A 10,125-nucleotide genomic window follows, 5' to 3' on the forward strand; every position below is an offset into this window, starting at 1 on the left:
CACCGTGGCTACATCCTCCAATAATAATAAAACCTGGGCTGTTCATTTCCCCAACTTTTGACGCAAACGACTCACCAAAATATCCACTTCCGGTAACTTCAACCGAGCAACCAAAACCGCAAAAATCCCCAACGCCACCGACATTGCCAAACTCAGTTGTAAGACTTGCAGCAGTAAATTCTCACTCCCCACAACCTTTTGCCAGCCCCAACTCACCCCCCAACTGCCCAATCCCGCCACAAAACTACTCCCCGCCAACCCCATCAGCGCTATCCCCCATTCCCCTAACGGTAAACCATGTAGCCGCCGATTTAACACCCACAACAGCCAACTCATCGAAATAATATTGACGCCAATCGTGGCAAAAACTAAACCCGGTGTGGCAAAGGCATTCACCAACAAATAATCCAGCAGGGCATTAATAAAGATATTGGCAATACTAATCCGAAATGGCGTCTCCCCATCCCCCAACGCATAAAATACCCGCACCAAAACATCCCGTGCTAAATAAAAGAACATCCCCAATCCATACGCCATCAATACCGGGGCGACAATCTGAGAAGCCTCCGCACCAAAGGCATAGCGTTCATAAATTACCCGAACAATCGGCACGGATAGGGAGATAAAAATAGCCGTCAGCGGTAACATCGTCAACGCCGTAAGCAGTAATCCCTGACGAATTCGCACCTTCAACTCCACCCAATTCTCTGGTGCCGCTAACCGAGAAAACACAGGCAGCATCGGCACCAATATCATATTGGAGATAATTCCCAGAGGCGTCAGCACAATAAAATTGGAATAGCGCATCGCCGCCGCCGCATTGGGGATAAATGAAGCGAAAAACAGATCTGTATAAACATTAATATGTAACATCCCAGAGGATAGCGTCGCTGGTGCCATCACCCGCATCACCTGCTTCACCCCTGGAAGCTGCCAATTAAACCGCAACCGTAACCGCCCCATCCCCGATCGCCACTGGGCAATCAGTTGCATCACCCACTGCCAAATCGCCCCCGCGAGAGTACCTACCGCTAACACAATACTACCCAAGCGGATATACTCCGGGGTATTCACTTGTCCGCTAGAATAGACAGTCAATATCCCCAACCCCGCAATCACCGCCAAGCTAGAAAATAACGGGCTAACACTGGGTAACCAATATTGATCTGAAGCATTCAGCGTTCCGAAACCAATGCCAATCAACCCCGCTAGAACCGCCAACGGTGCCATAATTTGCAACTGTTGCACCGCAAGCGATCGCGCGGGTTCCTCTAATCCAGGGGCGAGGATATCGATAAAGGTGGGCGCAAATAGAATTAGGATAATCGTCACCAGCAATAATATCCCACTCACCAACGTCGTCACCGTTTCCACCAGGGGGGCGGCTTCCGACTTATCCCGTTTTGCCAACACACTCACCAAGGCGCTGTGAAAGGGTCCATTAATCCCACCGAGTAAGATCAGCAGAAAGCCTGGAATCACGTAGGCGTAGGCATAAGCATTCACCACCGGACCCACACCAAACGCCGCCGCGATCGCTTGTTCACGGACTAAGCCAAAAATTTTACTAATCAGGGTGGCAATTGCCACAATCGAGGCAATTCCGGCAAGAGAACGAGACGGTTTAGACTTGTCAGACACAAAAGTTTGTCGTTCGTAGTTCGTAGTAAGGGCTTTAGCCTAACCAATGGTTATCAGTTAGGTCTTGCAAACCGTTTATAGTATAGACAACTTCAGGCAACCGTAAGCACCAAGTTGCCTCTATTGTCGATTTCATGTAGGATGGGCAAGAGTTATAAACCTTGAAACATTAATATTATCGCTTGTTGCTCTTAACCACCACAAGGTAAAACCATCAAGTACAAGGTAACCAAACTGTATTCATCAATTAAGCCAAGATTGATTAGTCAATTATCAAGACGCCAGTCCCTAAATTTACAGTTTATCGGATCACCACGGCTAATAACTGAAAGGGATAGTTTGAGAAAAAAATTGATGTGGATTCAGTTGCTTTAAGCCGTTTATCGTATAGACAAATTTAGGTAACTGTAAGCACCAAGTCGCCGGAACCACTTCCAATAACCACCAGTTAAACAGATCCCGTCTTCCCTGAGAACCCGGAAAAACAGCATACCCCTCCAAACAATCATCCAGCATTTCTAAGAGTGCAAGTCTAGCTTGATTTATGTCAAGAATCCGCACCCCATTGCGAAAAACATCTAAAGCTTCATCAATAGCTTGAGTTCCTTCTGATTGTCTCGGAAACAACTGATTATTGATTTTCAACACCACAGACGCTTTATTGTTTGTTGACGACAGTCCAGTAATCCATGCCGAAAGCAACTCTAAATCTTTACCATTCACGATCTCAGCTTCCCCAAGTAATTGCTCCTGAGCTGATAATTGAATAACTCTATTATGGGGATATTCATTCCACTTAACTGATTGTATTACTTGACAATACCAATTCACTATCAACAACAAAACTTTTCTTGGTCTTGTATCCTGTGGAAAATACGTCTCCACTGTTGGTTCAACGGCGAGTGCTAATATCAGCGCCATGAAGACATAACGAGAATGAGTCAAGACATAATTTTCGTTCGCCAGCGCATCTAAAACGGCTTCGATAGCATCCTCTAGGGGAGTCGTTCCATCGACGTTCTCTTCATAAAGTTCTTCATAGTGATACAGCCAAACATCATGAAGTAAGTCCTGTAGATGACTAGGAATTGCCCAGGAAGAGGAAATCTGAAAGTTTGGATAGTGGAATGATAGTAATGTCATAGCCGATTCCTTTTTCTATCAATCTTATGGATAGGGGTAATCCCAGAAAACTCCCGATATCTTAATATTGGGGAACTTTGCCTGAAACTGCTCTATGACACCATTACAACTTTCACAGGGTTGCCTTTCGGTATAGAGATATATATATCGACCAGAGAATGAGTTATATCCTGTCCTTCAGATTTTACAGAGGTTAGCGGCGTTGGCGACAAGGTAGCGATCGCGGATTTTTGTATTTGTTATGACTAACATTTTGCACCTGTCGCTGTCTTACCGCTTTGGGTTCAAACCCAAGGATCAAATCTCAAGTTGTCTAAAGACGACTAAATTCAGTGGTGGTGACAATAGGCAATAGAGAATCGTTGTAGTGTGAGCGTCTCGCTCGCTATTTTGTTGAGTTTTGAACCGATAAATGCTTAGGCTAAAGCCCTGACTACAAACCCTAGAAAAAACACCTGTATCAACCATGTAGGGGCGACCCGCTTGCACTAATGAACAACTGTAGTCCACTCAATTTACTCGGGTCGCCCTTTCCGATCATTTGATGTCACGACTTCGTGTTACTATTCTGATGTTCCATCAGTCGATTGACGTTCTAGAATCAAATCCATTGCCATTTCAATAATTTCTTCCCGGTTAACCATGGCATCGATTTCTTCAGCCTCGTAAGTTCCCTCGAACGCTTCTAGGGCTGCATTTCTCAGCGCTGATTCATAAGCATCCTGTAAGGTTTCCCGTAACTCGTCTTCGGTTAAATAAGTCCCTTTAGCTTTATGGCGTCGATTCGTGCGTTGAATTTGCTTAACTGAATTAAATATAGAAACCTGCCAGGATTTAGTGGTGCGATTTTCAGCCACTTTTTTAATTAGATGCAATAAGAGAATGATGCCATAGCTAAATATTTTATTGAGTTTATCGGATTTGCTCATCTCCTCTAATTCTTCAATAAGTTCCAATGCTTCCGGAATTTTGCCTTGCTGGATAAATTCCTTTAAGGTTATGAGTTCTTCCATTCGCTTTTATTCCTCCGCTTCTCGATTTCGGTAATAGGTAATAAATAATAAGTTGTCTTCAATTTCTTGGCGCACTTCCTGGCTGATGTCACAGTCGCTTTTGAGGCAATCGACTAGCAATTGATTGGCGTTGTAATAGTGCTGTAATAGTTGCTTTTGTGAATCGCTAAACTGCCAGTTATAACCAATATTGCGATGCTGAATCATCACGGTTCTTAACTGCTCTATCCAAGTCCTACTGTTAATTTGCCACCATTGATTAAATTGCTCTTTATCATTTCCTTCTCGGCTAGGAAGTTGATCTTTAAGTTGTTGAAGCGACTGTTTTAACTCAGAGTCGAGGGTGAGGTTGAGGGAGAGGTCGAGGGTGACGTAGAGGTCGAGGGTGAGGTTGAGGGAGTAGTCGAGAGTGACGTAGAGGTGGAAGTCGAGGGAGAGGTCGAGGGAGAGGGTGAGGTCGCGGGAGAGGTCGAGGGAGAGGGTGAGGTCGCGGGAGCGGACTGGGGACAGGGCGAAATAGAAAGCTCTAACAGCAGAGGGCTTGTAGGGAACTTCGACGGACAGTGATTTTTGATTGACCCAGGTGAGGAAACTCTGTAATTTCTCATCACCAGCTACCAACCCATCAATTCTTTGCTTCATATTCTGCACAAGTTCATCAGCATTCCGCATCATGCCAGCCGTCAGCAAAAACACCTCACGCCAACGCTTTTCCGTAATCTTACTGACTAATAAAGCAATGTCAGATTTAGCCTCAATTTCTCTAGCCGTGAGATACTCTTGGAACGTCAGATGAGAGAAAGAATAGATTTCCCTTGCCCGTTCTACTAATAACCCATGTTGTGCTGCAATAGATTCCAGTACCGCCTTACTATCCTGTTGCAGTGTTACTTGATCAGTTTGTTCATCAGTTTGTTCATAAGGTAAAGTACAGAGATAGTCAGCAATGTATTGTTGGAGTTCTCGTTGCTCAAAAAAATAATGGTTTTTATCAAAAGTGATTGCTGCTACCTGGCTGAGAAGCTCTATCTTGTGTTCTACCGATAAATTTCGATAAATTTTATCCCGTTTAACCCCCCTCTTTTCATCCCATCTAATCAGCAGAATTTCCAATCCTTGCTCATATAGCTGAGAGCGTTTTGATGGAAATTCATTTTTTGCTGAGAACACCAAGCAAGTCAGGTTTAGTAATATTGGTGTGACCGCTAGTTCTGAGATTTGCTGATTTTCTGGCAGATTTAGCTTTTCAATAAATTGCCTCGCTGTGGCTTCTCCAGCTTGTGGATTATTCCTAGCAACTGTGAACCATTTTTTAGCAAATAGTTCAACTTGCTTATCCTTAAAATCTGCTACCTCAATATCGCTGAAGCCCTCACGGACAAATCTATATTTCTGGGCAGCGATACGACAGGTGATAATAAACTTATTTTTGAAATACTTCTCAACAAATCTACGAATTAGCTTAATAACTTCATCATCGTCTTCTTCCAAGACTTCATCTAAGCCATCCAACAAAATCAATGCTTTTCCCTGGATTAGTATCGTTTCAACTACGGATTTATCTGTAATCCCACGACTGATAAATTCTTCATTAATATAATCTTGTAGGGGCGCAAAGCCTTGCGTCCCTATAGTTTTGGCATCCTCAGCAAAATTTTTCAGTCGGATAAATATCGGAACTCGGTTTGGTTGAAATTCACCTAAGTCGCACTTAATCGCTACCCACTGCAAAAACGTGGTTTTCCCTGACCCAGGTTTGCCAAGTACCATCAGCTTGTTGTAACGCGACACAGCATCTAAACCTGGGACACTCTTCTGACGTACTCTACCCAATCCCAGTCGGTCAAAGTTATCGGATTCGGGGTTAAAGTTTCGCGCCAAGTCAGAAGCATCTAACCATTGCTGGCTAGTTATCTTCTCTAATATATTGACATCGGTGTAGATATCTGAAATGGCAATAAGCTGGGAAATATCCAGCATCCGCATTGTGCCACACTGGTCTTGGATTTTGTCATGGCGCTGCTGGCGTACCTGTTGGACTAAGGTATCAATATCAATACTGTTATTCTGGTTATTACCTAGAGATTTTAGTTCGGTTTCGCGATCGCGGATTCTTTGTTCTATTTCTTCAATATCAGCATTTAAGCCAAGTTTACGACGTGGATTAGTTTCACAACGTCGCTCATCCTCTAACTGCTTGAGTAACTTGTAATCCTGATTGAGTTGTTCTTTGAGGTACTGACACCGCTCCACAACTTACCTTCTCCTTAACTTTGCCAGCAATTGCTCCCAAGCTGATTTGATATTGAACCCACTTCCAAGTTCTAACTCCCCTTCGTAGTCAATCAGAAACGGAATAATCGGGAGTGTTACCTTGAGTTTATGTTTAGCGTCTAACTCAGGTGATTTAATAATCTCAGCTACAGCCGATTGACTAGCAGGTAAAGCCGGAATGCGTTCCTCTAATACTACTAACATTTGCTGCATCTGCAATTCTGATACCTGGTTGGCTTCCACCGCATTGAGTAAGGCTTGAGTGATGGCTAATTGATTCTGGTTTAGCTGCTGTGCGATCGCGGCGATTACAACTTGCTCAGTAGCATCATAGCGGTTCAGCAGGTCTTTACGCATCTGAGATAAGTCGCCGTAAATCTCAACCTGACTTCTCAACAGGAGATTTAACTTCGCATCCATCTGCTGCAACTGACTTCCCACCGCCTGCATCTTAGCGGAAGGTGTACTCGCTAATTCCTGTCGTAGTTTGGTATAATTAAGCTTATTTTGCTGAACCGATTGCTCCAAATCCAGGATATCCCGACGATATCCAGCTTTAACGCGAGGATTTGTCTCGTAGCGCAAGCAATCCTCGAATTCCTTGAGGAGTTCCTGATCTTTAGCAATGTTATCTGCTAAGTCGTTTAGTCTCTGGTTAAAACCGGGAGATGTCACGGGACAGCCTTTAGATAGGGTGAGAAGTCTTTAATGCTAATTTAGCATTGCTTTGAGGCTTTCACCCTTGTGACACCTTACCTTTATTCGCGATCGCACGTTCTCTTACTTACCTTGAGGTTGGCGAAACGTATAGATATCCTGGATTACCCGTACCCAACCGGATACCAACGACGCTAGGATGCGATCGCCTTTTTCTTTGGTTGCGGGTGTGGGATCACCCAATGTCCCACTCTGACTCAATTCTCGCGTCAACCAAGCAAATGGTAACTTTCCCTCCATACTCAATAAACTATCTTCCGGTAACCCTTGAGGATATTCAGCCACCGCCCGTTCCATTTTCACCTGTTCCGGTAATAGGGATAACATCAAACTCGTTTCCGCATCCCCCGCATGAATTCCCAATTCCAACTCCTTGGCTGAAATTAACTCCTTTGCCACATTGGGCACCCGCCAGGTAAACAGGGGAAACACCAGAAAATCACCATATTTTTGATGAATATCTCGCGCTGCAATTTCCATCACCTGGGGTTGTCCGCCATGAGAATTCATCAGCACTAACTTCCGAAATCCCGCCCGATAAATACTATCCGCCACCTCCATTAACACCGCCAGCAAGGTTTGGGCGCTGAGGGTAATCGTACCGGGAAAATGCCAATGTTCATTCGATTTCCCGTAAAATAAATTCGGCAATGCATAAGCCGGGATATCCGGTTCCAGTTGGGCTAGGGCTTTACCCAGAACCCCCACACCAATCGCCGAATCCACAACTAAGGGCAAATGATGACCATGTTGTTCAATCGCGCCAACGGGTTGAATAATCACCACATTTTCCTTATCCGGCATTGTTTGGATATCTGCCCAAGTGAGATAAGGAAAGAAGCGATCTGGGGGAATAAAACTGTGCATTTTAGTATTTGGCTTCTAAATTAGTCCAATTAAACTATAAGGCAGATAGCATAAGAAAAGGAATAAGGTTGTAATAAACAAGGAAATGCTCCCCGTTTCAACGAAAATAATATAATCCCAATCCATAGATAAATTTATTTTTAGGGGCAGGTTTAGGGACATTTGTAGGGGCGGGTTTAGGGACTAAATTCAAATATCCACCAATAACGGAACAACAAAACCCGCCCTGCCCCACCAATAACGGAACAACAAAACTCGCCCTGCCCCACCAATAACGGAACAACGAAACCCGCCCTCCTCACCGATAAATGAACAACAAAACCCGCCCTGCCCCACCAATAACGGAACAACAAAACCCGCCCTTATATAGGTAGAAGTAGCCAATGTTTTAATGGGGAGGATTGTAGGGGCGCACAGACGTGCGCCCGATTTAATCGTAAAATCTATGCCACAATTTTAGCTGTGTCAGTCCAGTAGTAGATGTTCGATTATTGAAATTGATAAAAAACTCTCTTATCGCTCCTCCCACCCTCGCATCTTACCCGAATTCATCAACCCATACGGATCAACCTGTTCCTTAAACTGCACCTGTTCCACATCAATCATTTTACGTCCCCCATCTTCCAGAATATAAGTGTGAGGATTAGCAATAAACGCCCCCTGTTCTTCGTGATAGCGAATAATCTCATTTAACCGTTCCTCCGTGGTATAGCGAACCAGTTGCAATCCGGCTGGAATCGCTTGACCATTCACTCGCATAAATTCCAAATGCATCATCACCTCATCACCGAAATGATCATACAATTGCTCCACCCGTTCCAACGTAAAAAAGAAGGTTTGCAAATATGTTAGCGTCGGGTCAATACTACGGGCATGTAATGTGGTATGATTCCAGGTAAACTCAGCTAAACTTGTGCCTTTACTCCCATCTTGAGCAGATTTTTGATAGGTAATTTCCCCGTCATACTCCCGAACTAATTCCTGAAACGCTTCTAAACAAGACTCCGCTATCGTTAATAAGGCACAGTGTTTCCCATCGGGCAGATATGACTTCAATCCACTAAAATAGGTTGGGATGGGATGAGCATGAATACTAATCAACTTTTTCACCAACCCATCCGCATCACCTAAAGCCTGACCAAACTGGGCAGCCGTGATAAAGTTATCGAAAATAACAATAACTTCTACCCACGCATAAGCCGGGGCGAGGGGAACCTCTAACTCCGTAATAATCCCATTCGTGCCATAAGCGTGATTCACCTTCTGCACATCATCTCCCCGTAACTCAATCACACGGGGTTCGTCCTCCAGTGTAACCACACGCACCGCCAAAAGATTGCCGCGATCGCGCAATTGCCCATAGTTAATTGAACCAATTCCCCCACTTCCACCCCCAATAAAGCCACCAATCGTGGCACTGCGATAGGTTGAAGGCACCATCCGCCATTCCCAGCCAATTTTCCGCGCTTGTTTATCAAACGCCGCTAACTTCACCCCCGGTTCCACACAAGTCTTACCCCGTTTAATCCAGCGAATCCCATTCATCCGGGTGGTATCCAAAATCACTCCACCTTGCAGCGGAATACATTGCCCATAATTCCCCGTTCCCGCGCCTCGAATCGTCAGGGGAACTTTGTGCTTAACACAGATTCGCGCCACCTGTAGCACATCCGCTTCAGTCTGAGGGCGTACCACCAGATTCCCTCGCTTATCCTCTAGCAGGGGTTGCAGAACCGGACTGAAATGGTAATAGTCCAGAGATAACTTAGCCACCTGAGTCGGTTCAGTAATCGTTTCTATCCCCGCGAATTCCGAGGCTAAGGCATTCCAGTCAAAGGATTGGGCAGGAGTTGAGGTCATTGCTGGTTAAGGATGGGAACAATAACAACGATTGATGAACTGCCGCGTTTGGCTTCGCGTTAACTTTCTATCTTACTGCATATCTAAACGTGTAATAGTTCTAACTCTGTGGGGAAGTTCAACGGGGAGGAGTTGCGCGAATCTAGAACTAGAAGCGATTGATACGCTTTTTAACCAATTCATTTTCATTGCACTAACCCAAGTGCTAGAAACAACTTAATTAGCAACGAAACAGGAGAACTCACGATGAAAACCTTTAACAAACTAACTCTCGGCGTTTTAACATCCACCTTCTTTATGGGTGCTTTGATGGGCATTAGTTCAGAAGCCCGCGCTCAAACCTCACCAAATGCCTATTCCGAACCTGACAGTGATATTGTCATGGTTTACGACTCAGACTATATTAGAGCGCTGAATCGAGCCAAAAACCTAGCTCGCATGGCAGCCGAAGAAGCCAACGGCGGTTTAGACTGAAGTTCCCCCCATCCCGATTGAGGATAGAAGCCTAAACCGTGACTATGTAAGCGTTTGAGCCAATTATCCTTCTCAATTCGTACCCATGTATATTTAAGATTTTCTTAATACTCTTGGGGAAAAATCTGTGAGACAA

The 10,125-nt window shown here is 44.6% G+C and carries 9 protein-coding genes; 1 reads left to right on the forward strand and 8 read right to left on the reverse strand.

The genetic code is table 11. The features are described 5' to 3' along the window. Nucleotides 1-42 precede the first annotated feature (42 nt). The 8 genes from murJ to RIG66_RS04140 all read right to left on the reverse strand — a co-directional run bounded on the left by murJ (nt 43) and on the right by RIG66_RS04140 (nt 9,515). A complete protein-coding gene (murJ, locus tag RIG66_RS04105; RefSeq protein ID WP_446375470.1) occupies nt 43-1,641 on the reverse strand; it encodes a murein biosynthesis integral membrane protein MurJ in 1,599 nt (532 codons plus the stop codon). 318 nt (nt 1,642-1,959) lie between these two features. Further along, nucleotides 1,960-2,784, reverse strand: coding sequence for a hypothetical protein (locus tag RIG66_RS04110; RefSeq protein WP_446375472.1), 825 nt, complete (start codon nt 2,782-2,784; stop codon nt 1,960-1,962). Nucleotides 2,785-2,808: 24 nt separating this feature from the next. Beyond that, on the reverse strand, nt 2,809-2,928 hold the full coding sequence (locus tag RIG66_RS04115; protein WP_446375488.1) for a deaminase domain-containing protein: 120 nt from the start codon (nt 2,926-2,928) through the stop codon (nt 2,809-2,811). 419 nt (nt 2,929-3,347) lie between these two features. After that, entirely contained in the window at nt 3,348-3,797 is a 450-nt protein-coding gene (locus tag RIG66_RS04120; protein ID WP_446375474.1) for a DUF29 family protein, read from the reverse strand. Between the two features lie 6 nt (nt 3,798-3,803). After that, nucleotides 3,804-6,050 carry an NACHT domain-containing protein gene (locus RIG66_RS04125; protein WP_446375476.1) on the reverse strand — a complete coding sequence of 749 codons (2,247 nt, stop codon included), beginning with the start codon at nt 6,048-6,050 and terminating at the stop codon, nt 3,804-3,806. A 3-nt stretch (nt 6,051-6,053) separates the two neighbouring features. After that, nucleotides 6,054-6,746: a hypothetical protein gene (locus tag RIG66_RS04130; RefSeq protein ID WP_446375478.1), complete on the reverse strand. Its 693-nt coding sequence runs from the start codon at nt 6,744-6,746 to the stop codon at nt 6,054-6,056. A gap of 105 nt (nt 6,747-6,851) precedes the next feature. Further along, nucleotides 6,852-7,655 (reverse strand): creatininase family protein, encoded by an 804-nt coding sequence (locus tag RIG66_RS04135; RefSeq protein ID WP_446375480.1) that lies wholly within the window; start codon nt 7,653-7,655, stop codon nt 6,852-6,854. A gap of 513 nt (nt 7,656-8,168) precedes the next feature. Further along, a complete protein-coding gene (locus tag RIG66_RS04140; protein WP_446375482.1) occupies nt 8,169-9,515 on the reverse strand; it encodes an FAD-binding oxidoreductase in 1,347 nt (448 codons plus the stop codon). A gap of 246 nt (nt 9,516-9,761) precedes the next feature. On the opposite strand from RIG66_RS04140, the gene RIG66_RS04145 reads away from it, so the two are divergent. Continuing rightward, entirely contained in the window at nt 9,762-9,989 is a 228-nt protein-coding gene (locus RIG66_RS04145; protein WP_446375484.1) for a hypothetical protein, read from the forward strand. Nucleotides 9,990-10,125: the final 136 nt, after the last annotated feature.

The organism is Coleofasciculus sp. E2-BRE-01, from assembly GCF_040221695.1.
Classification (GTDB): Bacteria; Cyanobacteriota; Cyanobacteriia; order Cyanobacteriales; family Coleofasciculaceae; genus Coleofasciculus.